The sequence below is a fragment of the Parafrankia sp. EAN1pec genome (genome assembly GCF_000018005.1).
Lineage (GTDB): Bacteria > Actinomycetota > Actinomycetes > Frankiales > Frankiaceae > Parafrankia > Parafrankia soli.
The window spans coordinates 8,936,204-8,962,178 of sequence record NC_009921.1; the positions used below are offsets into that span (position 1 = coordinate 8,936,204).

Below are 25,975 nucleotides of genomic sequence, written 5' to 3' on the forward strand. Positions count from 1 at the left end.
GGGACCGGGTGCCGGATGTCCGCCCAACGGGCGAGCTGAAACGTCGGCACACGGTGTGTCTGGACGAGATTACTCGACCCGGCGGCGGTCCACGGAGAGGCCGACCAGGCGGACCACCCGGATCCACACCGCACCGACCCCGGCCACAGCCACCAGGTCGACAACCACCAGCAGCCCGTGGGCGTGCCGGGACGGATCGGGCACGGCGAGGGCGAGGACCAGGAACACCAGCGCCAGCAGGCCCGCCACGGCGGCGGACGCCGTCACGCCCGGCGGCTGCCGCGACGAGGGCCCCGGCCCGTCCACCCGTACGTCGTCTGCCGCCACCGTCCTATCCTCGCGCATGCGTCGGTCGCCCGGGCCGACATCCGATCCCGATGGTCGTGTCGCCGCCGTCCGGCGGGCGGTCGGGCGGGCACCCGGCGAGCGGTCGCCCGAGGTCAGTCGACCCATTTCCCCTGGGTGAAGGCAACGACGAAGACCACCATGACCGGTGTGCAGAGCCAGACGTAGGCGCCGCGAACCCACGGCCGGCGCGCGGCCACCCGCGCCAGCAGCAGGTACAGCGGGAAGGCGACCAGGATCCCGCGGATCCCCGAGGCGTAGTAGTTCGAGAAGCTCATCAGGACGGTCATCAGGCCGACGAAGGTCGCCTCGCCCCAACGCCTGCTCCACAGCAGCACGCCCGTCAGCAGCACGCCGATCACGACGGCGAGCAGCTCCCCGCGCCAGAACCAGACGAACGTCGACGCCCCGCTCCCGTCGAACGCGGACTCCCACGTCCGCGACCAACCCCGCCACGGCCAGTCGACGCCGCGGTTCCAGCCGGCGCGCATCGCCTCGGTGTAGGTGTCCCACCGCCCGGTCCGGGCACGCAGGTAGAGGACGTACCCGATGATCGGCAGCGGTGGCAGGGCGAGCGCCAGCGCCGGCGGGGCGAAGAGCGGGCGGCCCGCGGCGCGGCGCACGAGCACGTACTGCACGACCAGGGCGGCGCAGAACGGGATACCGGTCACCCGCGCCGAGGCGGCGCCGGCGCCCAACAGGCCGGAGAGCAGCCACCGGTCACGCCGCGCGGCGAGCCAGGAGGCCACCGCGAAGCCCAGGAAGACCCCTTCGGAGTACGCGGCGAACAGGAAGACCGCGTACGGGAAGCAGACGAGCGCGACGACCGCGAACCGCGCGTCCTCCCGCCCGACCTCGTCGGCGGCCAGCCGCCACAACGCGGCGGCGGCGAGCGTGCCGGCGAGGAACGAGACCACCAGTCCGGCGGCGATCCAGTCCGGGACGACCACGTGGACGAGGCGGATGGCCAGCGGCAGCCCCGGGAAGTCGACCTCCGTCCGGTCGATGTAGGACGGCGAGAGGTAGCCGTAGCGGGCCACCTTGGTGAACAGGCCGACGTCCCAGCGGTCCCAGAGTGTGGTGAGGCCGGGCGCGTCGCCGGCCGGGCCGTCCGAGAGGGCGCGCGCACCCGCCAGCGACGCGATCATCACCGCCACCCGGCTGGCGAACCACACCGGGAGCGAGGCCTGCACGGCGTCAGGCAGCCGGGCCCAGACCCGCCGCACCGGATCGGTGCCGCCGGGAACGGCGTGTCCGGCCGACTCGGCGGGACGCCCGGCGTGCGACTCGGCCGGAGCGTCCGCCGTCATCCCTGCTCCCGCCCGTCGACGGGCCGCGGAGAGTGGGGTGCGGTTGACGCCTCCGGCGCCGCGACGCGCGGCTCGTCACCCACGGGGCCCGCGAGATCCTCCGGCCACGAAAGCTCGTCCTGATCGGTGCCTGCCTCGGTGCCGGACAACGGTGCCGAGGCAGGCACCGCGCGGCCCCAGAGCCGGGACGGCAGCCGCAGGCCCAGGCGCCCGCCGCGCACGTCGGGGGCGCCGTCGAGAATCCCGCCGGCCGGGTCGTCCACGCCGCCGTCGCGGACGACGTCCAGCTCGGGGTGGAGGATCTCGCGCACCACGAAGGCCGCGACGACGCAGAGCATCAGGTCACGGAGCACCACGGCACCGACGAACCAGCCCCGGTCGATCCCGTCGGAGCCCGAGGTGTCGTTGTAGATAAAGTGCATGAACCGGGTGAACAGCACCCAGATCTCGCAGGCCTGCCAGACCAGGAACAGCCGCCAGCGCGGCCGGGCCAGGGCCATCAGCGGCAGCAGCCAGATCGTGTACTGCGGTGAGAAGACCTTGTTGGTCAGCAGGAAGGCGATCACAAGGAGGAGCACCACCTGGGGCACCCGTGGTCGTCGCGGCGCCAGCAGGGCGAGCGCCAGGATGCCCACCACGGCCAGGACGAGACCGACCGCGGTCAGGACGTTCAGCGTCCCGACCGGGATGCCGTGGTCGCGCACGGCACCGAGGACCAGCGGCGTGGCCACGGCCAGGACCAGCCAGCACGCGACGGCGGTGCCAATGACCTGCGCGCGCAGCCACGGCCAGCGCCGCACCGCCAGCGCGGCGGCAGCGCCGGCGGCGGCCAGCCCGATGGCGAGGACGACCAGGTGCAGGGGCGCGAACCAGCCGGTGTCGTACTTGCCGGCCAGCCAGGTCGTCGCGAAGGCCAGCGAATCCCAGTCGGCGCCGCGCTCGGAGTTGAGCTCGAAGAAACGTTGCAGGCCGTTGTGCGCGCCAGCCTGCTTGCCGTCGAGCAGCGCGACCCAGTCGCCGCCGCCCCAGAAGGTGGACCAGATGCCGTCGCTGACCTTCGTCGTGCCGTCGAAGTAGCCGGCGGTCAGCCAGACGGGCAGCATCACGGCGACCGCGGCGCCCACCGCGTAGACCACGGTGCGCGCCCATTCCCGCATCCGGCCGGTCCGCAGGCAGAGCACGGCGATCCCCAGCAGGAACAGCGCCGGGTAGAGCTTGGTGACCACCCCCAGCCCGAACAGGATGCCGGCCAGCCGTGGGGCCCGCCGCGACCAGGCCAGCAACCCACCGGCCGCGAAGGCCACGGCGAGGACGTCCCAGTTGGTCAGCAGGTGCAGCGCGAGCGTCGGCGCCAGGGCCAGCAGCGCCGCGTCCCAGATCCGGGACGGCGCCATGGTCAGCGCCGTGCAGAAGACCGCCACACAGGCCGCCACCAGGAACAGCAGCGCGGTGAGGTCGTAGAACAGCGCCGAGCGGGAGTCCATCGAGTAGTGGTCGAAGACCTGGGCGCCCGCCTCGTCGGTGCGGAACACCGCCACCGGGGGCGAGCCGAAGCCGGCCAGCGAGGAGACCAACTGCATCGCGCCGCCGATCACCGGCGGGTACTCGGTCGGGTAGTCCAGATAGGGGATCTTGCCGTCGACCAGGCCCTCCTGGCTGTAGAGGGCCACCACGTCGGAGTAGCACATCCGGGTGTACTGGTACTCGTCCGTCCAGTTGCGGGTGTCACGGCAGCCGGACTTCTGCGCATAGCCGAGCACACAGGTGAGCGTCACCAGGAGCATCAGCACGCGCAGCGGCGTCCACCAGCTCCGGCTCGCGCCGAGCAGGGCGTGCCGCCCGGGTGGGCCCCCGATGAGCTCACTCGCGCCCGCGACCACCGGGTCGGTGCGCGCCGGGCTGGTCCGGTTGGGCGACGCCGGTGTCGTGGCCATGCCGGCCATTCTGGTACACGCGGTGACGAGGCCTCCCGACGACACAGCGCCGCGGGTGCCAGGGGCACCCGCGGCGCTGCTCAGTTCGCGACTTACTCAGTTGTTGAACGGATTGACCACGATTCCGCCGCCACCGCCACCGCCGCCACCGCCGGTGGGTGGCCGGGTCTGTCTCGGACGTGGCTGCTGACCAGTCTGACCCGTCTGCCCGGTCTGGCCGGCCTGCCCGCCGCCGTTCTGGCCGTTGTCGTTCTGGTCGTTGCCGAAGATGTCGAAGTCGTCCGTCCCCGCGACCGGCGGCTGCGTGGGCAGGTCGGACGGGGTCGGCGCCGGCGCGGGGCTGCGCTGGGTGACGATCCCGCCGTAGGCGGGCGGATCGAACGGCTTCGGCGCGATGCCCTGCAGCGCCGCGTCCATGAACGCCTTCCAGATCTTCGCCGGGTAGTTGCCTCCGTACACACCCCGCTCGGCGCCCGGGATGCCCCGGAGCTGGTCGGCCACCTCGCCCTTGCCGCGGAACATGTTCACGCAGGAGGCGATCTCCCTCGTGTACCCGCAGAACCAGGCGGACCGGAAGTCGTCGGTGGTGCCCGTCTTCCCCGCCGCCGGCCGGTTGTTCGCCAGCCGGGCGCTCTTGCCGGTGCCGTGGTCGATCACGCTCTCCAGCGCGAAGGTCGCGTCCCTGGCCACGGACGGCGGGACGACCGGCTCCTTGTCGACGACCGGCTTCGTGCCGGAGTTCATCCCGTCCAGGATGACGCGGCCCGAGTTGTCCTCGACCTTGGCGACGATGTGCGGGGTGGCCCGGTAGCCGCCGCTGGCCAGCGTGCCGTAGACCTCGACCATGTCGAGCGCGCTCACGCCGTCCTTGCCGAGGCTGACGCCGGCGACGTTCTCGAGGTCGGCGTCGACCCCCATGTCGTGGGCGGTCTGAATGACGTTCGCGACGCCCACGTCGACGCCCAGCGGCACGAACACGGTGTTGATCGACTCGGCGGTGGACTCCACGAGGTCGGGGTAGCCCAGGTCTCCGGGGTCGCTCTCGTCATTGCTGACCGGGTAGTCCAGGACCTGCAGATGGGCGGGGGCCGGGTAGGTGGATTTAAGGCTGATGCCTTTTTTCAGGGCGGTCACCAGGGTGATGGCCTTAAACGTCGAACCGGGCGGAAGCTTCGCTCCGGAAACGTTGTCCACATATTGCGCCTGGCCGTTCGTGCCCTTGCCGTAAAGGGACCCTCCGTACCAGGCGAGCACCTCACCTGTTCCCGGTTTTATCGCCACCAGCCCCGTGCGCAGGTCGGGTACGGCCGCGTACGCCTGCGAGATCTGGCTGGTCACCGCCTGGAAGGCCGCGGTCTGCCGGCCCTGGTCGAGAGTCGTCGTGATGCGCAGCCCACCACGGTTGATCTGGTCCTCGGTGATGCCGGCGGCGGTCAGCTCGCTCTCGACCTGGAGCTTGATGTACTGGACCTGATCGGAGGAGCTGCCGGAGCTGTCGGTCTTCTCCAACACCGCCGGTGGCTTCTCGGTCGCCAGTGACGCCGGGGCCCAGCCCTTGGCGACCATCGTCGCGACGACGTCCTTCCAGCGGGATTCCGCCGGCCCCGGGTTCACCTTCGGGTCCAGGTAGTTCGGGGATCTGATGAGCCCCCCGATGACCGCGCCCTCCCCGGCGGTCAGCTCGGCCGCCGGTTTCCCGAAGTAGGTCTTCGCCGCCGCCTCGATGCCGTACGAGCCGCGCCCGAAGTAGATCGTGTTCAGGTAGAACTCCAGGATCTGGTCCTTGGAGTACTTCTGGTCGAGCTTGATGGCGAGCACGATCTCCCGCATCTTCCGGGTGAACGTGCGTTCCTGGGTGAGATAGGCGTTCTTCGCGTACTGCTGGGTGATGGTCGAACCACCCTGGGCGATCTCACCACCACTGATGTTCACCCACAGCGCCCGCGCGATACCCCGCGGGGAGATACCCGGCTCGTTGTAGAAGTTCTCGTTCTCGGCGGCCAGCACCGCGTGCTGGACGTCCTTCGACACCTGCGAGAGCGGGACGTCCGTGCGGTTCACGTCGCCGATCCGGGCGAGCTCGCCGCCGGGCTTTCCGTCCGCGCCGGCCCACGAGATGATCGACGTCTGGTCGGTCTTCACCTCCTCGGGCAGCGGCACCCGGGTCGCCGCGTAGATCACCGCGATGCCCGCGACGAACAGAAACGCGCCGGACGTCATCCCGATGAGCACCAGGCGGCGCAGCCATCGCGGCCGGTTCCGCCACCATCTGGGGCCACGCTTGCCCGCGTTCGGCCGGACGCGGGCCCGGCCGCCCGCGCGGCCGCCGGTCGCATGCGCTGCGGAGGTCTCGCCCGCGCCGGGCCGCCTGCCCCGCTCCCGGTCACTTGGCCGGGTCGGCCCACCCGGCCGGCGGCCTGCACCGGTGCGGCCTGCACCGGGCCGGCCGCCCTCCAGCGCGTCCAGCCGGGTGCCGGCCGAGCGCGACGCGCCGCCGGTGCGGTCGAGCAGGCCCGTGCGGTCCCCGTCACCGAAGGAGTCGAGCCCGTCGCCGGGCGCCACCTTGTGGTAGACGGTCGCGTCGGCGGTGCGCTCGCGTACGTCGACGCGGCGCAGCGCGGCCTGGTCGACCGTGTCGTACAGGGCGTTCGTGCGGCCGGCGGGCTCCTCCGGCCCAGCCCCGCGCCCGCCGCCCGGGCGGTATGCCCGCAGCCGGGTGGTGGCGCCGGTCAGCCGGCCGTCCCGGCCGGTCGCCTCGGCGGCGCCGACTCCGGCTGCTGACCGGGCCGCGGCCCGGTCAGCAGCCGCCCGGCCCGCCACGGGACGGGACGGGCGCCCGCCCGCCCGCCGCTGGGTCCGGGTGGCCGCCGGGTCGGCGTCCGGGGCCGCGGCCCGGCCACGGCCCTCCGGGCCACCGGGCCGAGGCTCGCCACGCCCGGGTTCGCGCTGGCCCGGGGCACCGCGGCCGGGGCCGGCGGCACCCCGGCCGGAGTCGCCGCGAGCGAGCTCACCCCGGGCATCGCCGCGTGGGAAGCCACCGCCGGCTGAATCACCGCGGGCGCCGCCGCGGGTGGAGTCCCCGCGGGTCGCCTCACCGCGGGCAGCGTCAATGCGGGCCGAGTCACCGCGGGTGGCGGGAAGGCGGTCGGATCCGGTGCGGCCCGGCTCCACGGGCCCGGCGCCGGGACGGCCCGAGCCACCACGATCGGAGACACCACGGCTGGCGGCACCGCGATCGGAGACACCGCGATCGGAGCCGCCACGGCCCGAGGCCTCGCGCCCCGCGGAACCACGATCGGAGAGACCACGGTCCGGGACACCGCGATCCGGGGCGCCGCGCTCGGGTGCGCCCCGGCCCGAACCGGTGCGGTCGGAGACGCCGGTTGCCCGGCCGGCCCCGGTTCGCCCGGTGGCCGGGCCGCCCGCGGCGGACCGCCCCGTCTCGGCGGGCCCGGACCGATCAACGCCGCCGGTACCGCTCGTACCGCCGGAAGCACCTCGCGGGCCCGACGGACGCCCGGCGCCCCGATCGGCCGCCCGGCGGCCGGTCGTACCGGACGCGCCGTCCGCGTCGGAGCGGGTCGTGGCCGCGCGGCGGCGCGCGGCGGCGCCGCGGTCCGGGGTCCAGCCGCCGGCGTCCTGGTCGGGGGCGGTGCTCCCACCGGCCGCGCCACTGCCGGCGAGCGGCCCACCGGGCGAACCCGCGCCGGCCGGCCGGCCACCTGGGGCCGGCCTCCCGGCGCCCGGACCGGGCACGGCGCGGCCGGGCGGAACCCGCCCGTCGCCGGCACGAGGTCCTACCGTCCGTGCGCCCTGGTCATAGGGAGTACTCACCCACTACCCCGTCCGTTGCCGCGAATCCCCCCGGTCACCGTGCCGATGCCATAGTCCGGCCAGCGCCCCCAGATTCCGGTACAGCGCGCCGAAGACGGCCGCACCCACGTGGAAGCCCACATGGCAGACCAGAATCTCACGCCAGATCGGGGCCCTTGCGGCAGGGCACTGAAGTGGGGATGGCACACACTCTCGGCACACCACGGCCCGCCGCTGCGCCAACAGGGCGCGGACAGAAAGGCCACGGAGAACTCGCCGCTCACACCGGGTATTCGGCCGGGTTCCCCGCAGCCCTCGGTGAACGCCGCCGGGCCCGCCCGGACCGGACCTAGGTGTCGGCGGCCCGGCGCCGCGGCTGCTTCTTCGCCGGCGGCTCGCCGGTGCCGATCACATAGGACGTGATCAGGTGGTTCCAGCCGCAGGGCGGGCACACCTCGACGACGTACACATTCAGCTCGCTGTACCGGGAGGCCAGCCCCGGAAGCTCCTTGGTGGCCCTGACCCGGCCGGAGCTCGGGCCGAGCTCGTCACCGTAGGTATAGGTGACGTTGATGAGCGGATCGGCCCCGCGACAGACAGGGCACCGCTTCTTCGTGGGCTCTCCGTGGTACTTCGCCGCACGGATCAGATAAGGGTGCGCATCGCACACATCCAGCGAGGAGATCCGCCCCGCGAACAGGTCGCCCAGCGTCGCCCGGCGGGCGAGCGCGTAGTCGATGACCGACCGTGGACGCATGGCATCCACGGTACGCCGACGCCGCGTCCCGGGCAGACGGTACCGACAGAAGGTGACAAGCCGATTGGGCCGTTCGTACTGGTGAAAGCCGGTGCACCAGTGGACGGTTCCCGGCTCCTGCCAGCCCGTTCCGCCCGCCGGTTCGACGGCCACGCCAGCGCGTCCCGCCGACCGGTCCGGCCGCCGCTCCGGCCCGTCGAAGCGATGCGTAGGCACACCGGATCACCGCACCGGCACCTCGTCCGCACGCGCCGGCCCGGCTGGCCGCGCGTGGTTGTCCACGCCCGTCCGTCATCAACCGGTCGCCGGTCGGCCATCCCTAGTTGCCGTAGTAGTACCGGCGCGTCTATCCTCGATGTATCGCCTCGATATGTCGCGGCGACAGGACAAGGCGATACAGAACCAAGCGATACAGTCCGCCGATACACCCGGCCGTCCGGCGGCGGCGGGCGCCGGCCCGGTGCGAGAGGAGAGCGCGCATGTTGGAGCTGGCGGTGCTCGCGCTCCTGTCGGAGAGCCCGATGCACGGCTATGAGCTGCGCAAGCGGCTCGCCGCCGTTCTCGGCTCCTTCCACCGCTTCAGCTACGGGTCGCTGTACCCGTGCCTGCGCCGCCTGCAGGCCTCGGGGTACGTGACGGCGGACGACGCCGGCGCGGCCAGCCGCCTCGGTGGCCGCAGCCGGGTCGTCTACACCCTCACCGGCGAGGGCAAGGAAAAGCTCGCGGAACTGCTGGGCGAAGGTGGGCCGTCCTCGTGGGAGGACGAGATGTTCGGCGTCCGCTTCGCCTTCTTCTCCAAGACCGACGCGGCGGTGCGGCTGCGGATCCTCGAGGGGCGGCGCGGCCGGCTCGAGGAGCGTGGGGAGAAGGTGCGCTCGGCGCTGTCCCGTACCACGAAGCGGCTCGACTCCTACACCCTCGAGCTGCAACGGCACGGCCTCGAGTCGGTCGAGCGCGAGGTCAGGTGGCTCAGCGAGCTGATCGAGACCGAACGGGCACAGGCGCCCGGCTCGACGCGCGGCATCTCGACGCGCGAGGTGTTGTCCACATCATCCACAGAGTTGTCCACAGGTTCGTCCACAGCTGACGCGGGACGGGACGAGGCGGTGGGCGGCCCGGAGCACGGTGACGCGGGCTCCGGCGGCGCCGTTCCGTCCCCCGACAGCTAGCAGGCGACCGGGCGGACCGGCGGCGGGGCGGCACACAGCCACCCGGCGGCGGTACCGCGCGGCGTCGGCACCAGCCGGTGTTCCGGTCAGCACCGGCCGATCCCGCTCCGCGCGGGAAACGCCAGCATCCCCCACCAGCTTAAGGAGCGCATCCGTCATGGGTTCGGTACGTGTCGCCATCGTGGGCGTGGGCAACTGCGCCGCATCTCTCGTCCAAGGGGTCGAGTACTACCGCGACGCCGACCCCGCGGCCCAGGTCCCAGGCCTGATGCACGTCACGCTCGGTGACTACCATGTCTCCGACCTGACCTTCGTCGCGGCGTTCGACGTGGACGCGAAGAAGGTGGGCCGTGACCTCTCCGAGGCCATCGTGGCCAGCGAGAACAACACCATCAAGATCGCGGACGTCCCGCCGCTGGGCGTGACCGTGGCCCGCGGGCACACCCTCGACGGCCTCGGCCGCTACTACCGCGAGACGATCGACGAGTCGGACGAGACCCCGGTCGACGTCGTCGCCACCCTGCGTGAGACCCGCGCCGACGTGCTCGTCTGCTACCTGCCGGTCGGGTCCGAGGACGCCGCGAAGTTCTACGCCCAGTGCGCCATCGACGCGGGCGTCGGGTTCATCAACTGCCTGCCGGTCTTCATCGCCGGTGTCCCCGAGTGGGCCGAGAAGTTCCGCGCGGCGGGCGTGCCGATCGTCGGCGACGACATCAAGTCGCAGGTCGGCGCCACCATCACCCACCGGGTCATGGCGAAGCTGTTCGAGGACCGTGGCGTCGTCCTCGACCGCACGATGCAGCTCAACGTCGGCGGCAACATGGACTTCAAGAACATGCTCGAGCGGGATCGGCTGGAGTCGAAGAAGATCTCCAAGACCCAGGCCGTCACCTCCCAGGTCTCCCACGACCTGGGCAAGGACAACGTGCACATCGGCCCGTCCGACTACGTCGCCTGGCTCGACGACCGCAAGTGGGCCTACGTCCGGCTTGAGGGCCGCGCGTTCGGTGACGTCCCGCTGAACCTGGAGTACAAGCTCGAGGTCTGGGACTCCCCCAACAGCGCCGGTGTGGTCATCGACGCCGTCCGCTGCGCGAAGATCGCGCTGGACCGCGGCGTCGGCGGGCCGATCCTCTCCGCGTCGTCGTACTTCATGAAGTCGCCGCCGGAGCAGTACCGCGACAACGAGGCCCGCGACAAGGTCGAGGCGTTCATCCGCGACGAGGGCTGACCTCCGCACCACCAGCACCACCCACGATCCGCCAGGTAGCCCGGTCGTCCGGAGGGGGACGACCGGGCTACAGGCATGCGCGGGTCAGCCGGGAACCTCGGTCAGCGCGTCGACGAGGACCTCGAAGATGGTGTTCGGGTCCAGCGCGGGATACGTCTCGGCTCCGGTCGCGGCCGAGATCCGCGACAGCGCGGCGAGATCCGTGTCGGCGCCATAGCCGATCGTGATCACCTGGACGGGCCGCTGGGGCGAGTACTCCCGGCGCAGGATCCGCACCAGCTCGTCGAGCGCGATGCTGCCGGGATCGGAGTTCTTCCCGTCGGTCAGCAGCACGACCTGGTTGGGCCGGCCCGGCACATAGTGCTGGTTCATGTAGCGGAACGCGGCGAGGGCCGTGTCGTAGAGCCCGGTGTCGCCGCGCGGCTCGATCCGGTTCACCGCGTCCATCACCGCCTGCGAGCGCGTGCCGGCGCCCAGCCGCTCGCCCATCGGCCCGAGCGGCACGAGCTCCTCCCAGTCCTGGTCGCCGCGCAGCCGGGTGGAGAACTGCCACAGCCCGAGATCGCTGTCTTCGGCGAACAGCGGGATGGCGGACTTCGCCGCGTCGAGCGCCACCGACAGCCGGCTGCGGCCCGCGCTGCCCGGCACCTCCTCGTTCATGGAGCCCGAGGTGTCCAGCACGGCGAGGGTGTTCCCGCGCTGATGGACGCCTGCGAAGCTCCCCTGGAGCGCGGTCAGCACCGTCGCGTCCAGGGTGCGTTCGGGCGTCATCCGCGGCCGCGGGGTGAGCCCCGTCCGGGCTGTGAACGAGTCGGCGATGCCGTCCGGGGGGCGCAGGCCGTTCCCGAGCAGGGCGACCCGCCCCGGCCCGGACGTCAGCGTCCGCAGGAAGTCCCGCGCCACCTCGGCCTTCACCGGGTCGTCCGACGCCCGGCTCAGCACGGTGTACCGGATCTCGTCGAGCTCGGTGCCGTCCCGCGGGTAGAAGGCGGCCAGCTCCGGTCCGCGGCCGTCCGGCAGCGCGGCGCCGATGCCCACCCGGCGGTTGTACTGGTAGACGAGACTCTCCTGAAGCGGGAACGCGGTGAGCCTGGTCGCCGCGGGGTCCTCGAGGTCCGCCGCGCGGACGGCCGTGAGCAGGTCGGTGTCGGAGGCGGCTACCAGCGCCGACGAGCGCTCCAGATCCAGGAGGGCACCCTTGGCCGCGAGGCCGTCGGTGAACATGTCCTCGGTGAGCCGTTCGACCGGGGTCTTCAGCGCGGCGGCCACGGCGTCGGCCAGCGCGGTCATCCCGGCAGCCGACACCCGGGGGTCGGGCAGCCCGACGGTGAAACCGCCCCAGGCCGGCCGTCCCCGTGACCCCCAGTAGCCCTCGTCGCCACCGAGCTTGCGCAGGTCGGCCCAGGAGAGCTCGCGACGCGGCCAGCCGAACACCTCGGCCATCGGGCGGGGCATCGCGATGACGACCGGTGAGGTGGCGATAACGGTGCCGGTGTCCACCAGCAGCCGGTTGGCCGGCTCGGTGGTCCGCGCCAGCGTGAGCCAGTCCGTGGAGTCCGGCACCCAGACGTCCGGGATCGGACCGGCCGTCGGGTCCGTCCAGCCGCCTCTCATGTAGGAGGCGACCTGGCCGCCGCCCGCCGTGTCGACCCGGACGGACACGCAGTACCCGGACACCGTCGGCTTCCCGCTGCCGTAGGCCGCGGCGGCCTCGCTCAACGCCGTGGCCAGGCTCGGCGAGGTGGTGACCCCGAGGGTGATCGTGCGATCGCAGCGAACGGGGCCGGCCCCTCCGCGCAGGACGAGCCATCCGCAGGTCAGGGCGCCGACCATGAGGGGTACCGCAGCCACCGCCGCGACCCCCCGTAACGAGGGGCCCGAACGGCGGTGGCGGTGGCGGGCACCAGGCATCAGACCGGGACCTCCCGGAACAACCGAAGTCTGGACCGCGACCGTAACCAAACGTGCCGAGGTCTGCGCCAGATGGGACATCCGAAGTCCCTGCATTGATTCGACGTCATATCGCTGTTCACGCGCCGTCCGGCCATAGGGATCGTCGCCGTCCGCTGTGCTCGCAGAGTGATCCGTCATGCCGCCCGGCGACCCGGGGCGTCCGCCGGCTCCGTAGGCTGGCCGTCGTGGCCTGGACCGGCAACCTGCGCGCGCTGCTCGGCGGTCGCGCGTTCCGGCAGCTCTACGCGTGCCGCCTGACGTCACAGGCCGCCGACGGCGTGTTCCAGGCGAGCCTCGTCAGCTATGTGCTGTTCTCCCCGGAGCGCGCGACGTCCGCCGGGGCACTGGCCGCGTCTCTCGCCGTGGTCGTGCTGCCGTTCAGCGTCATCGGGCCGTTCGCCGGCATCGTGCTGGACCGGGTCTCCCGCCAGCGGGTACTCGTTGTCTCCTCTGTGGTCCGCACGCTGCTGATGATCGTGCTCGTCGGCCTGATCCTCGGCGGGCGCACCGGCGCCGACTTCTACGCGACGGCGCTGGCCTCGGTGAGCGTGAACAGGTTCGTCCTGGCAGCGCTGTCCGCAGGCCTCCCGATGGTCGTCAACGTCGACCGGCTCGTGACGGCCAACGCCCTGTCGGTCACCTCCGGAACTGTCGCCACCCTGGTCGGGGCCGGTGTCGGCAGCGGGCTGCGCGGCCTCACCGACGGCGATGACCGGGCCGTCGCGCTGGTGGCGGGCCTGGCGGCCCTCGCCTACATCGTCGCCGCCGTCACCGCGGCACGCCCCGCCCGCCTCGCCTTCGGCCCGGTCGAGACGATGCCCTGGCAGGGTGCCTGGTCGCAGGCCCGGCACGTTGTCGCCGACATGGTGGACGGCGTCCGTTACCTGTGGAACCACGGCCCCGCCCGGCGCGCGCTCGCCGCGCTGACGACGTCCCGCGCCGCCTACGGGCTGGTGCTCGTCATGACGGTACTGCTGTACCGCAACCACTTCACCGGGCCCGGCGGGGGGCTGGCCGGGCTCGCGGCGGTGGTCGCGGCGAGCGGCGCGGGGACGATCCTCGCCGCCGTCGTCACCCCCCGGGTGACCCGGCGGATGCCGAAGGCCACCTGGATCGCGATCGTCCTCGGCGCGGGCGGAGTCGTCGAGGTGGTCCTGGGGCTGCCGTACCTCTCCCCGCTGTACATCACCGCCGGGTTGCTCCTCGGTTTCTCCGCGCAGGCGAGCAAGATCTGCGTCGACACGATCGTGCAGGAGGAGACCCACGACGCCTACCGGGGGCGGGCGTTCTCCCTCTACGACCTGCTGTTCAATGTGGCCTTCGTGGCCGCGGCCGCGGTCGCCGCGGTGGTGGTTCCGGAGGACGGGAGGTCCTCGCCGACCATCATCGCCGCGGGCATCGGCTACAGCCTGGCGGGCCTCCTCTACTACCGGGCCGCCATGCGCCACCCCGAGGACCGGATGATCCGCGGCGTCGGCGAATCCCGCGCCGACACACCCGCCTCCTCCGACGCCCCCGGCCCGACCATGAGCCCGAGCCCGAGCCCGAGGCCAACCTCGGGCCCAGGCCGACCTGCGGGCCCGGTCTCAGCCACCGGGCCGGGCCCGGCCCGGTGACGCCGAAGCGAGCCCCGGGCTGGCACGAACCCCGGGCTGGCATCAGGATCAGGCGTCAGGGGCCTCGTCCGGGGTGGGAGTTTCGCCGGGGATGACGATGTCGTTCTCCCGGGCCCAGCGGAACAGCTCGGCCTCGGCGGCCTCGCGGCCCAGGAGACCGCGCTCGAAGCGGACGTCGAGCATGTACGCCCGGGCCTGCCCGACCAGCCGCGACGGCGGCAGGCCCAGCAGGGCCATGATGTCGTCGCCGGACAGCTCCGGCCGGATCGCCGCGATCTCCTCGCGGGCGGCGAGGTCGGCGATCCGCTCCTCGAGCGACCGGTAGGCACGGGCCAGGTTCTCCGCCTTGCGCCGGTTGCGGGTCGTGCAGTCCGAGCGGACGAGCTTGTGCAGCCGGGAGAGCTGCGGCCCGGCGTCGTGGACGTAGCGACGGACAGCGGCGTCCGTCCACTCTCCGGACCCGTACCCGTGGAAGCGCAGGTGCAGGTAGACGAGCGAGGAGATGGCGTCGACGACGTCCTTCGGGAACCGCAGGGCCACCAGGCGGCGACGCGTCATGTCCCGCCCCACGACCTCGTGGTGGTGGAAGGAAACCCCGCCGCCGGCGATGTGCCGGCGGGTGCGCGGCTTGCCGATGTCGTGCAGCAGCGCGGCCCAGCGCAGGATCTCGTCGGGGCCGTCGTCCTCCAGCGCCATCGCCTGGCGCAGCACGGTCATCGTGTGCGCGTAGACGTCCTTGTGCTGGTGGTGCTCGTCGATCTCCATCCGCATGGCGCCCAGCTCGGGGAGCACCAGGTCGGCGACGCCGACCTCGACGAGCCGCTCGAGGCCGGCGGCCGGGTCGCGGCTCGCGATCAGCTTGCGCAGCTCGTCGCGCACCCGCTCCGGGGAGACGATCGAGATGCGGCTGGCCCGGGAGCGCATGGCCGCGACCAGCTCGGGAACCGGGGTCAGGCCGAGGGCCGCCTCGAACCGGGCGGCCCGCATGATGCGCAGCGGGTCGTCGTCGAAGGACGCCTCCGGGGGGCCGGGGGTGCGCAGCACGCCGCGGGCCAGGTCGGCCATCCCGCCGAAGAGGTCGACGAAGTCGTGCCCGGGGACGGAGACCGCCATCGCGTTCACGGTGAAGTCGCGGCGGACGAGGTCCTCCTGCAGGCCTTCACCGTAGGTGACGGCAGGGTTGCGGGACGTCCGGTCGTACGACTCGCTGCGGTAGGTCGTGACCTCGAAGCGCACCCCGCGGCGGGCCAGGCCGACGGTGCCGAACGCGATGCCCGCGTCCCAGGTCGCCTCGGCCCAGCCCCGGGTGATCTCCAGGACGCGCTCGGGGCGGGCGTCCGTGGTGAAGTCGAGGTCCGGCGCGCCCCCGCCCGTGCCACCGGTCGCGCTCGTGTCGCTCGGGTCACCCGCCCGGCCGAGCAGCGCGTCGCGGACGGAGCCGCCGACCAGATGGAGGGTATGCCCGTGGTCGGCGAAGATCCGACCAAGCTCGTCGGCGGGCGCGGGCACGCGGAGCAGGTCGCTCACCACCTGCTCCGCCGAGTCCCGGGGATTGTCAAGACTGATCACAGCCACCTGTTCAGATTACGGGCGAGCGGACCGTTGCTGGTGGCCGTGCCTATCTGGCACGCGTCCGGCCACCCTCGACGCGGGACCATCGTCGTATGGTCCCCCGCACGACGGACGAAAGTACCCACTCGTGCCTCTGCTGCGATTTTCCCGAACGAGCGGGACACACAACGGGGCTGTTTCGGCTGGTGCTCGTACGATCAGTCCATGCCCTCCCCGCCCAGGACGCCCGGCCGCAGGCCGTTGCGCAGGGTGGAGGAGACCTCGGCCGGGGGCCTCGTGCTCGACACCGCGTCCGCCGCCGCGAACGCGGCGCTGATCGCCCGCAGGGACAAGCGTGGCCGGCTGTTGTGGTCGCTGCCGAAGGGTCATGTCGAGTGCGATGAGACCACGGAGGAGGCCGCCGTCCGAGAGGTCGCCGAGGAGACCGGTGTGACCGGAGCGGTTCTGGGCCCGCTGGGCACGATCGACTTCTGGTTCGTCGCCGGCGAGGCTCGCGTGCACAAGACCGTCCACCACTTCCTCCTGCTCCGGACGTCGGGCGACCTCTCCGACGACGACGTCGAGGTCGCGGAGGTCGCGTGGGTCCCGCTGCCCGAGGTGGCGCGACGGCTCGCGTACGCCGACGAACGACGGCTGCTCGACGGGGTGCCGACGATCCTCGCCGACGCCTCGTGACCGGCCGTAACCCGTTCCGCCGGCACCGGCTGGCGGCCGCGGCGCTGCTCGGGACCGTCGCGTTGGTCTGGCCCGGGGCCGATGTGGGCCTGGCGGCGGCTCCGCCCGACGGCGCACGAGCGCCCGCCGCCACGAGCATCACGAGCACCACGCTCGATTCGCACAATCCACAGGCTTCATCCACAGTTTCCACAGGGCTGTCCACAGAGTTGTCCACAGGATCGGCCTCATCTGTGGGAATCTCGCCGGACAGCGCGGCGATCATCCAGCCGATAACCCGGACGAACCCCAGCACAAGCGGTACTTCGGGTACTCAACAGACCACACCAAGCACCGGTGGGACCACGAACGGGACCACGGGCCTTCCCATCGAGGTCCGCCTCACCAGCCTCGTCACCCCGAGCGCCGCCGCCCCCCAGCTCCGGGTGACCGGCACGGTCGACGTGGGCGGGACGGTGCTGCCGACCGACCTCGGTGTCGTCCTCGAGGTGGGCGGCCCGCTGCGGTCCCGGGGCGAGCTCGCCCAGCTGACCAGCGGCGGCCCGCCCCCCCAGATCCGTTACTCACTGCTCGGCAGCGGGCCACTGACCATCAGCCCCACCGCGACGACCCCCGGCCAGTTCGCCGCGCAGGCGGACGTCCCCGCGATGTTCCGCTCGTCGGCCGTGAGCGTGCGGCCGGTCCAGATCAGGATCGTCGGCCGGGTCGGCGAGCGCGCGCGGAGCACCGTCGCGTCGCTGACGACGTTCATAGTCGTCTCGCCCCCGCAGGCGGCGGCGCGGACGGCGGTCGTCACCGTCCTGCCCGTCTCCAGCAAGCCCCGGCTGCGCTCGGACGGCCTGCTCACCGACGACACCCTCACCGACGAGATCCGCGACGGCGGCCGGCTCGACGCGCTGCTCGACCCGCTCGAGTCCACCGCCCCCGGGACACCGCCGCCCCAGGTCGCCCTCGCGGTTGACCCCACGCTGGTACAGGCGTTGCAGCGGATGGAGACCCCCTACCAGTACGCCACACCCGGCGGAAGGAGGAATGCCGACCCCGACCCCGACGCGGGCGCCTTCCTCGACCGGATCAAGGACTTCGCGCGGCGGGGCGGCACCGTCATCGCCCTGCCCTACGGGGACACCGACCTGCCGGCCCTCGTCCGCGCCGACCAGCTCGACGCGCTGCAGTACTCGGTGAACACCGGCCAGCTCGTGATCGCCGGGCTGCTGGGCGGCAAGATCCCGAGAAGCGGCACGATCGCCTACCCCGCCGACGGCATCGCCGACCCACACACCGTCGACGTGCTGAGTGCCAACGGCGCCGGCACGGTGATCGTCGACGACCGGCTGCTGCCCGCGGCCCAGTCCGTGCGGTACACCCCGTCCGCGGCGGTCACCCTGCCGACGTCCACCGGCCAGGTCCGCGTGCTCGCGGCGGACCACCGGCTGGCCGACGCGGTCGCCGGCTACGACGGCCAGCAGCTCCTGGAGCAGGCCCTCGCCCGGTTCCGCGCCGAGCTGGCGATGATCACCGCTGAGCCGGCGAACGAGCGGGCCGCGGTGCTGGCCCTCCCGCGCGACTTCACGCCGCCCCCCGGCTGGCTCAACGCGATCCTGCGCAGCCTCGACAGCGCCTACTCCAGGCCGGTCGGCATCGAGGAGCCGTCCCCGGACGCCACCCGGCAGCGCGCCGGCCTGACCTACAACGCCGACGCGCAGAGCCGGGAGCTGCCGGTCGACTACGTGAAGGGCGTCGGGCAGATCCGCGGCGAGGTGGCCGTCCTCAGCGCGGCCTTCTGCCCGCCGACCACCCTGACCGGCGACCTGCTACAGCAGTGCCGTCTGGGCAAGGTCGACCCGATGCGCAACACGCTGATCACGGCGCTGTCGGCGTGGTGGCGGACGGACCGGCTCGGCGGGTTCTCCCTGGCCCAGCAGGCGGACGGGCAGGTCGGTGACTACCGGTCGAAGATCCGGGTCGTCGCGTCCCGGATCGTGAACCTCACCAGCAGCCGCGGACGGGTCCCGGTGACGCTGGAGAACGGTTCGGACTGGAATGTGACCGTGGTCCTGAAGCTCTCGTCCACCGACCGGGGGCGGCTCGTGTCGGCGACCGAGGTCACCCGGGTTCTCGAACCGCTCCAGAAGGACCAGTTCGAGATCGAGGTGGACGCCGAGAGCGCCGGCACCTTCCCGGTGGACATCCGGCTCGAGACCGTCGACGGGCAGGCCCTGGGCCCGGATGCCGCCGCCCGGGTGCTGGTGCGCTCGACGGTCTACGGGGCCATCGCCACGGCGATCACGATCGGCGCGATCGGCGTGCTGATGCTGGCCGTGCTGATCCGCCTGCTACGCAAGCTCCGCGCGCGCTCCCGCGGCGGATCGGCGGCGGATGCGGCGGCCGCGGCCCCGCCCGACGGCTCCGGCCCGCCAGCCGGCGCCGGTCTCCTCGGCCCGGCCGGGGCGAACGGGGCCTCGGGCGCCGGCGATCCCGACCACCCCGGCACGGGCGACGGGCCGTTCGATCCCCCCGGGACCGCCGGCCCCGGCTGGCCGGAGCGGCCCGTCGACGATCCCGCGCCGGCCGGCCTCGGGCACGATCCCTACTTCGACGGACAACCCGCGCCCGCCGCGTACCGGGAGCCCACCGGCTCGCCGTACGGCCCGTCCACCGGTGGTCCCGGCGGCAGGACGGCCGAGCCGTGGTCCGGGCGTCCCGCGACCCCGGCCGGATCCGCGTCCCAGCCGCGGCGACGGGACGGCCGGTGACCCCGCCGGACGAGTCGCGATGGCCGCCTGACGACGACCGCCACGGCACCCGGGACGGCCAGGGCACTCCCCGGTATCCGGACGACCGGTATCCGGACGAGCGTTATCCGGACGACCGGTACCCGGACAGGCGGTATCCCGACGAGCGGTACGCCGACGGCGGCTACGCGGGCGGCCAGGACGGGGGCCGGTACGCGGGCGGAAGCTACCCGGACGACAGCTACGCCCACGACCAGCGCCGGGACGTCGGCTACGACAACGGCTACCCCGGCGGGTACCCGGAGGACCGGCACGACGGCAGACGTCCAGAGGAGCGGTACGAGGGCGGCGCGCGGCCGGACGGGCGGTACGACAGCGGTGGGTACCCGGCGAACCCGGAGAGCCGATACGGGGACGGCGGGTACGACGACCGCCCGTACCGGGACAGCCCGTACCCGGACGACCGGTACGCGGACGCCGGTGAGCCGCATCGGCCGGGTTCGCCGTTTCCTGATGCCGATGAGCACCCGGCCCGCTACCGTCCGAACGTGAACCGGCCCGCTCAGGACCCGCCGGCGCCGTGGGGCGATCCGGAACCGCCGTCGGACCGGCCCCCCGGGCCGCCACCGTACGAACCTGCTCGCCACGAGTGGGACCCGCGGGACGGCGGCCCCCGGCACGACCGGTCCCGCGCCCGGTACGACGATCCGCCGTACGACCAACCTCAGTACGACGGACCTCCGTACGGGGATCGTCGGTACGACGCGCGTGACGAGGCTCGGTACGACGACTCGCGGTACGGGACGCCCGGGCAGCCGCCGCCCTACGAGGAGCGCCCGGACCGCGGCGGCGAGCCACCGGCCTGGTACGCGGACGGGTCACATGCCACGGCCCGGGTACCCACCGACTCCGCCTACCCGGACACCCCGCCGCCGGTGCCCGGCCGGCGGCGCTCCGATCCCGACGATCCCTATGACGCCGCGCCGCACCCGACCGGGCCGCGCCGCGCCGATCCGAACGCGGGCATGTCGCCCCAGTCTTACCAGGAGGGCGGCGCGGAGATCGGCAGGCGTCCCGCGGGCGGACGTCCGCCGGCAGGTGAGCAGACCCGCCGGCTGCCGAGCGCGCCCGCGGTGCCGCCGCCATCCGAGGGCGGGCCGGCGATGTGGTCGTCGCGTTCCCGCACGCCGGCCCCCGGCGCGGCGCCGAGGGCCGGCGCCGGTTCGGCGCGCCGGACCCGGCCGCCGGTCGAGCCGCTCGACGGGCCACACGTGGAGCCACTGGTCGAACCACTCGACGAGGTGGCCGCCGACGATCGCACCAGCCGGCTCGCGCCGCCCGTGACGCCGCCACCGGCGTCCACCCGGCGCCCCGCGGCCGAGGGGGCCCGGCCAGCCGGACGCAGGCCGGCCGCGGGCAAGCAGGCCACAGGCAGACCCGCCACAGGCAAGCAGGCCGCGGGCAAGCAGGCCTCAGGCGCCGCGCGGGGCGCCGCCACGGCGAAGCGCGGTGGGCTCGGCCGCGCCAGCGGGACGATGGCGATCGGCACCATCGTCTCGCGGGCCTCGGGCTTCCTGCGCACGGTCGCGATCGCCGCGGCGATCGGCACCGGGGCCGTCGGCCAGGCCTACAACGTCGCCAACACGACCCCGAACATCCTCTACGACCTGCTGCTCGGCGGGATCCTGACGAGCGTCATCGTGCCGGTGCTGGTGCAGGCGTCCAAGGAGGACCCGGACGGGGGCGACAGCTTCGCCTCGTCCCTGCTCACGCTGATGGTGCTCGGCCTGGGCGCGGCGGTGGTGGTGGGGATGTTCGCCGCGCCGCAGATCATCGGTCTCTACCTGAACGCCGGGCCGGCGCAACGCGCCCTCGGCGCGGACATGCTGCGCTGGTTCATGCCGCAGATCCTCTTCTACGGCGTCGGCGCGACGCTCGGGGCGATCCTCAACACCCGCCAGTCCTTCGCCGCGCCCATGTTCGCGCCGGTGCTGAACAACCTGGTGGTGATCGCCACCTGCGTGGTGTTCATCTTCCTGCCCGGGCCGCGGCCGCCGACCCTGGACGGCATCACCGACGCCCAGACGGTCGTGCTCGCGGGCGGCACGACGCTCGGCGTGGTCGTGATGACCATCGCGCTGCTGCCCTCGGTGCGTGCCGTGGGATTCCGGTACCGGCCCCGGCTCGACCTGCGGCACCCCGGGCTGCGCTCGGCGTCCCGGCTGGCCGGCTGGACGCTGCTCTACGTCATGGTCAGTCAGCTCGGCTTCATGATGATCTCCAGGCTCTCGACGTCGACCACCGCGTACTCGATCTACAGCTTTGCCTACCAGATCTTCCAGCTGCCGTACGCGATCATCGGCGTCTCGGTGATCACCGCCCTGCTCCCCCGGATGAGCAGCCACGCCGCCAGCGATCAGGCCGACCTGGTGCGCGAGGACCTCTCCACCGCGTCCCGGATGACGGTCACCGCGATCATCCCCTCAGCGCTGTTCCTGCTGGCGCTGGGACGCCCGATCGCCGTGACAGTCTTCAACCACGGCGCGGTCGACTACGACGATGCGATCGCGATCGGGGACACGCTGAGCGCCTTCGCGATCGCGCTCGTGCCGTTCTCGCTGTTCCAGGTGCAGCTGCGGGCCTTCTACGCCTACCGGGACAGCCGCACGCCCGCACTGGTCAACATCGGCGTGGTCGCCACGAACGTGCTGGCCGCGTTCGTGCTGTCGGAGGTGGTCGCCGAGAAGCACCGGGCAGCCGCGCTGGCGCTGGCCTTCTCGCTGGCCTACCTGATCGGCCTGATGGCGACGACGGTCCTGCTGCGGCGCCGCCTGCGCGGCATCGACGGCAACCGCATCGCGCGGGTGACGACCCGGGTGAGCGTGACGGCCGGCGTGGGCGCGGTCCTCGCCAGCGTCATCGCGGACGGCCTGCGCGACCTGCTCGGCAAGGGCTGGCTCGGCTCCGGGATCGCGGTGGTGCTGGCGCTGGTCGTCGGTGGCCTGGTCTTCGTCGTGATCTCCGTGCGCACCGGGATGCACGAGATGACGGCCCTGATGCGCATCGTCGGTGGCCGCCTCGGCGTCGGCCGCCGGACGAAGCCCGCCGGTGCTGGTGCCAGCGCCAGCGCCGGCACAGGCACTGGCGCGGCCTCGGCGTCCTCAGCCCGGCCACCGCGATCGGCCGGCCGGGGAGACAGCGGGCGGGGCCGGCCCCCGGGTGGGCGTGGCGATCGCGGCGGTCGCGGCGGGCCCTCCGGTCGGCCAGGCGGGCCACCAGGTCGCCGCGGCGGGTCCTCGGGCCGGCGCGGCTGACGGGCCGGGGCCACCTCCCGACACGGCCTCACCCATGCGGGCCGATGGTCTCGATTCCGTCGCCCGGATTACCTGCCGGGATGGCACCAAGGTCCCACCGGCGCGGCGAACGGCGCCCGGAGCCGACAGCGGAACCTCGTCCACACCCATGCCACCAGCAACACATCGACGCGACGTTAAGTAACGACAGCAAATCATTCGGTAAAGTTTTGTCACACTCGAGCCCAGATACGCACAGAAAGTGATCCTCTGGAGGCGTCAATCAGGTTTAGGGGTGAAGATCGGTGCGTTACCACTGATTTCGCGCGATCGCACGCCGGGTCTATGGCGTGTCCATAGGCGGATGGTTCGCCCCGGTGTGCCAAGCTGGCTTGTCCGGAGACATCCGCGAGATGCCAGGGCCGGACTCGTACACTGAACACGCTGTGCGCGGGCCCCGCCCAACGTCGCCGGTGAACCAGGCGCAGCACCCAGCTCGTCGCGTTGGTCACACGATGCGTTCCGATGCGACGGAGGGTGTCCGGGATGTTCGTTCGCAGTGGCGGAACGCTGGGCGGATCCCCTGCCCGGGTGAGGTGGGGCAACCCGCCGTCGGGTCGGCCGGCGGGTATGCGGACGACGGAGGCGCTGTGGTCGACGGAAGCAACCGACCGCAGGGCGCGGACGTCGATAACGACGTGACCACCGACTCGCCGGGCGAGCGCCCGGCCAGCACGGCCGTGCTGGCCGAATCCGTTCTCGACCGCCGCTACCGTCTCCTGGCGCCGCTGAACACCCGCGGCCCGGTGACCCTGTGGCGGGGTGACGACAACACGCTCGCCCGGCCGGTGGCCGTCCGGATCGTCGAGCACGTCGACCCCGGCACCGACCCCGACGCCGCGGCGGAGATCGATCCGGCTGTCCGGGAGGACGCGGCCCGCGCCCTGCTGAAGGCGGCGATCAACTCCGGGCGGCTGGTACACCCGGGCGCCGCGTCGACCTACGACGCCACGACCACGACCACCGGCACGGCCCGTGTCTCCTATGTCGTCTCGGAGTGGGTGGAGGGGCGCACCCTGCGCCAGCTCGCCACCAACGGGCCACTACGCCCCGAACAGGCCGGGGCCATCGTCCTGGCGGCGGCGCGGGTCCTCTCCGCCGCGCACGACCGCGGCATCCACCACGGCGGGCTCAACCCCGGCGATGTGATCGTCTCCGGCCACGGCACCGTGAAGGTCGTCGACCTGGAGATCGGCGGCGTCCTCGCGGGGCTGGACGGCGCGGCGACGGGCGCGGAGCCCACCATCGGCTCCGACCCGGAGAAGGACGACGCACCCCCCTCGGCCGAGCTGGCGGACGTCCGGGCCCTCGGCGGGCTGCTGTACGCCGGGCTGACCGGCACCTGGCCGCTGCTCGGCGAGCACGCGCTGCCGGCCGCCCCGACGAGCGACGGCCGGCTGCGGACCCCCCGGCAGATCAACTCGGCCGTCCCGCGCGACCTCGACGCGATCACCCTGGCGACCCTCGGCGACGAGCGGGCCGGCGCGCCGATCACGACCGCCGCCGAGCTGGTCTCGGAGCTCGAGGCGGTCAGCCCGGTCGACCAGGTCCTCGACACCGGCCTGATGAGCCTCGGTGACGACGGCCCCGCGAGCACCGAGGCGATGTCGGTCGACGGCTACAACCCGGCCACGGACGACTACCCCGCCCCCTCCGACTACCCGGGGCAGGGCTACGCCGGCGGGAGCAGCTCCGGCGGCAACGGCTACGGCGGCCGCGACGACTACGACCGCCGCGGCTACGACCAGACCTCCTACCTGGGCCGCGACGGCTACGACCAGACCTCCTACAACGAGCGCGGCTACGGCGGCCGGAGCGGTTACGACGACCGCGACCGGGGCGGCTACCCGTCGCAGCGCGAGGCGCCCGAGCAGCGCCGGTACGACGACGACCGTTACCCGCCCGCCGGCGGGCACCGCCAGGGCGGTGGGTCGGGCGGGGCTGGCGGCGGCGCCGTCCGCCGGGTCCTGCCCTGGGTGGCCCTGCTGGTGGTGATCGCCCTCGTCGCCGTCGTGGCGGTGATCGCCTTTCGCCCGAAGGACGATGGTGGCGGCAACCCGGGCGGGGATACCGGCCCTTCCTCCATGGCCGTGGTGCCCTCCGGTAACCGGATTCCTTTCGGCTCGGTCACCTCGTTCGACCCGCCCCCGGCCGGTGACGGGGCGGAGAAGCCGGACCTCGTACCGCTCGCCACCGATGGGAACCCGGCCACCCAGTGGGCGACGGACGGATACCACAGCCCTCAGTTCGGCGGGCTGAAGAAGGGCGTGGGGCTGCGCTTCGACTTCAACCAGCCGATAACCCCGAGCGAGGTTGTCGTCACCGTCGGGAGGGAAGGCCCGATCACCTTTGAGCTGCGGGCCGGCGATTCGCTCTCGGACAACATCAACGACTACGCGGTCATCGGTGTACCGCAGCAGAACAAGACCGGCGAGGTCCGCATCAGCATGCCGTCCGAGCAGCCGACTCATCGGTACTGGGTGCTGTGGCTGACCGAGCTTCCGTCCAACAAGGGATCGATCGCGGAGATCGAGTTCCGGGGCTGACCGGACGGAATCATGTGCGGCGGGTCGAGGTCGATGCGCGCCAGTCCCGGGTGGCAATCGCCCGTCCTGAGAAGTCGGTGAACCCGCCCGCGGCGGCCAGTGCCCGGTCCTCCGGCCGGGCTCCCGAGGCCGACCTGGAGGCGCTGCGCCGGCACGTGGCAGGTGATCCGGACGCGTTCGGCGAGCTGTTCCGCGCGCACGCCGACCGGCTGTGGTCGGTGGCGTTCGCGCTGCTGCAGGACGCCGAGGAGGCCGCGGACGCCGTCCAGGAGGCGATGCTCTCCGCGCACCGGCGGGCCGCCGACTTCCGGGGTGAGGCGGCTGTCGGCACCTGGCTGCACCGGATCGTCACCAACGCCGCCCTCGACCGGCTGCGCCGCCGCGCCGTGCGCCCGACGGTGCCGATGCCCTCGGCCCCCGACGGCGCCCCCTACGAGCCGGCCGACGCCCGGGACGCCATCGCCGAGCACGACACCCGGATGGACATCGGCGCCGCACTCGGCATGCTTCCGGTCACACTGCGCACCCCCGTCGTCCTCGTGGACGTCGAGGGCCGCTCGGTCGCCGAGGTGGCCGAACTGCTGGACATACCGGTCGGAACGGTCAAGAGCCGCTGCGCGCGCGGTCGGGCGCGGCTCGCCGTCCTGCTCGGACACCTTGCCCCCGAACGGGCTCGGCGGCCCGTCGCCGGGAACCAGCCGGCCTCGCCTTCCGTCTGTGATGAGGGACGGTACGACACATCAGCCGGCGGTCCCGACGAACCGGTCGACCGACTGGTCGACGACCAGCCGGTCGAGCAGGCGGGGTCCGACCGCGCGGATGCGGACGGCACCGACCCCACCGGCACGACCACTCGTGGCGCCGCCGCCGAACCCGCCGAGATGCCGGGCGCGGCCGGCGTCCCGGGACCCGCCGACCGGACCGGCACGACGGCCGGGCGGCTGACTCGCCGGAGGAGGTGATCGG

The 25,975-nt window shown here is 73.0% G+C and carries 14 protein-coding genes and 1 pseudogene; 8 read left to right on the top strand and 7 right to left on the bottom strand.

Annotated features, from left to right (window positions below):
- Window positions 1-69 precede the first annotated feature (69 nt).
- The 5 genes from FRANEAN1_RS36535 to FRANEAN1_RS36555 all read right to left on the bottom strand — a co-directional run bounded on the left by FRANEAN1_RS36535 (window position 70) and on the right by FRANEAN1_RS36555 (window position 8,159).
- The gene (locus FRANEAN1_RS36535) at window positions 70-327 is read right to left on the bottom strand and encodes a hypothetical protein (protein ID WP_049795861.1); all 258 of its coding nucleotides are present in this window, start codon (window positions 325-327) and stop codon (window positions 70-72) included.
- Between the two features lie 113 nt (window positions 328-440).
- Window positions 441-1,655, bottom strand: coding sequence for a hypothetical protein (locus tag FRANEAN1_RS36540; protein WP_020464686.1), 1,215 nt, complete (start codon window positions 1,653-1,655; stop codon window positions 441-443).
- Window positions 1,652-3,598: a membrane protein gene (locus FRANEAN1_RS36545; protein ID WP_020464687.1), complete on the bottom strand. Its 1,947-nt coding sequence runs from the start codon at window positions 3,596-3,598 to the stop codon at window positions 1,652-1,654. The genes FRANEAN1_RS36540 and FRANEAN1_RS36545 overlap by 4 nt, the downstream gene beginning before the upstream one ends.
- Before the next feature lie 87 nt (window positions 3,599-3,685).
- Window positions 3,686-7,423 (bottom strand): transglycosylase domain-containing protein, encoded by a 3,738-nt coding sequence (locus FRANEAN1_RS36550; protein WP_020464688.1) that lies wholly within the window; start codon window positions 7,421-7,423, stop codon window positions 3,686-3,688.
- Window positions 7,424-7,751: 328 nt separating this feature from the next.
- Window positions 7,752-8,159: a DUF5318 family protein gene (locus FRANEAN1_RS36555; protein ID WP_020464689.1), complete on the bottom strand. Its 408-nt coding sequence runs from the start codon at window positions 8,157-8,159 to the stop codon at window positions 7,752-7,754.
- Between the two features lie 479 nt (window positions 8,160-8,638).
- On the opposite strand from FRANEAN1_RS36555, the gene FRANEAN1_RS36560 reads away from it, so the two are divergent.
- Both FRANEAN1_RS36560 and FRANEAN1_RS36565 read left to right on the top strand, forming a co-directional pair.
- Window positions 8,639-9,328: a PadR family transcriptional regulator gene (locus FRANEAN1_RS36560; protein WP_020464690.1), complete on the top strand. Its 690-nt coding sequence runs from the start codon at window positions 8,639-8,641 to the stop codon at window positions 9,326-9,328.
- A 157-nt stretch (window positions 9,329-9,485) separates the two neighbouring features.
- The gene (locus FRANEAN1_RS36565; RefSeq protein WP_020464691.1) at window positions 9,486-10,559 is read left to right on the top strand and encodes an inositol-3-phosphate synthase; all 1,074 of its coding nucleotides are present in this window, start codon (window positions 9,486-9,488) and stop codon (window positions 10,557-10,559) included.
- An 84-nt stretch (window positions 10,560-10,643) separates the two neighbouring features.
- On the opposite strand, the gene FRANEAN1_RS36570 is transcribed toward FRANEAN1_RS36565, so the two are convergent.
- Window positions 10,644-12,410: a substrate-binding and VWA domain-containing protein gene (locus tag FRANEAN1_RS36570; RefSeq protein ID WP_347176916.1), complete on the bottom strand. Its 1,767-nt coding sequence runs from the start codon at window positions 12,408-12,410 to the stop codon at window positions 10,644-10,646.
- Window positions 12,411-12,697: 287 nt separating this feature from the next.
- Between FRANEAN1_RS36570 and FRANEAN1_RS36575 the strand changes: the two genes are divergently transcribed.
- The gene (locus FRANEAN1_RS36575; RefSeq protein WP_020464693.1) at window positions 12,698-14,128 is read left to right on the top strand and encodes an MFS transporter; all 1,431 of its coding nucleotides are present in this window, start codon (window positions 12,698-12,700) and stop codon (window positions 14,126-14,128) included.
- A 48-nt stretch (window positions 14,129-14,176) separates the two neighbouring features.
- Here FRANEAN1_RS36575 and FRANEAN1_RS36580 read toward each other — a convergent pair whose 3' ends face one another.
- Window positions 14,177-15,697, bottom strand: coding sequence for a CCA tRNA nucleotidyltransferase (locus tag FRANEAN1_RS36580; protein ID WP_041255201.1), 1,521 nt, complete (start codon window positions 15,695-15,697; stop codon window positions 14,177-14,179).
- Between the two features lie 207 nt (window positions 15,698-15,904).
- Between FRANEAN1_RS36580 and FRANEAN1_RS36585 the strand changes: the two genes are divergently transcribed.
- From FRANEAN1_RS36585 to sigM, 5 genes and pseudogenes are all read left to right on the top strand, one after another.
- Window positions 15,905-16,375: an NUDIX hydrolase gene (locus tag FRANEAN1_RS36585; protein WP_347176917.1), complete on the top strand. Its 471-nt coding sequence runs from the start codon at window positions 15,905-15,907 to the stop codon at window positions 16,373-16,375.
- Between the two features lie 83 nt (window positions 16,376-16,458).
- A complete protein-coding gene (locus tag FRANEAN1_RS36590) occupies window positions 16,459-19,131 on the top strand; it encodes a DUF6049 family protein (protein WP_347177289.1) in 2,673 nt (890 codons plus the stop codon).
- The gene (murJ, locus tag FRANEAN1_RS37915) at window positions 19,128-22,424 is read left to right on the top strand and encodes a murein biosynthesis integral membrane protein MurJ (RefSeq protein WP_347176918.1); all 3,297 of its coding nucleotides are present in this window, start codon (window positions 19,128-19,130) and stop codon (window positions 22,422-22,424) included. The genes FRANEAN1_RS36590 and murJ overlap by 4 nt, the downstream gene beginning before the upstream one ends.
- A gap of 629 nt (window positions 22,425-23,053) precedes the next feature.
- Entirely contained in the window at window positions 23,054-25,009 is a 1,956-nt protein-coding gene (locus FRANEAN1_RS36600; RefSeq protein WP_041255202.1) for a protein kinase family protein, read from the top strand.
- A gap of 77 nt (window positions 25,010-25,086) precedes the next feature.
- Window positions 25,087-25,746: pseudogene (gene sigM / locus FRANEAN1_RS36605) on the top strand (RNA polymerase sigma factor SigM); the annotation flags it as partial.
- Between the last annotated feature and the right edge of the window lie 229 nt (window positions 25,747-25,975).

Bases quoted from the DNA above. Each gene is read 5' to 3' on its own strand.
- FRANEAN1_RS36560 (WP_020464690.1), top strand. From the start codon at position 8,639: ATGTTGGAGCTGGCGGTGCTCGCGCTCCTGTCGGAGAGCCCGATGCAC.
- FRANEAN1_RS36555 (WP_020464689.1), bottom strand. From the start codon at position 8,159: ATGCGTCCACGGTCGGTCATCGACTACGCGCTCGCCCGCCGGGCGACG.
- FRANEAN1_RS36540 (WP_020464686.1), bottom strand. From the start codon at position 1,655: ATGACGGCGGACGCTCCGGCCGAGTCGCACGCCGGGCGTCCCGCCGAG.
- FRANEAN1_RS36545 (WP_020464687.1), bottom strand. From the start codon at position 3,598: ATGGCCGGCATGGCCACGACACCGGCGTCGCCCAACCGGACCAGCCCG.
- FRANEAN1_RS36565 (WP_020464691.1), top strand. From the start codon at position 9,486: ATGGGTTCGGTACGTGTCGCCATCGTGGGCGTGGGCAACTGCGCCGCA.
- FRANEAN1_RS36585 (WP_347176917.1), top strand. From the start codon at position 15,905: ATGCCCTCCCCGCCCAGGACGCCCGGCCGCAGGCCGTTGCGCAGGGTG.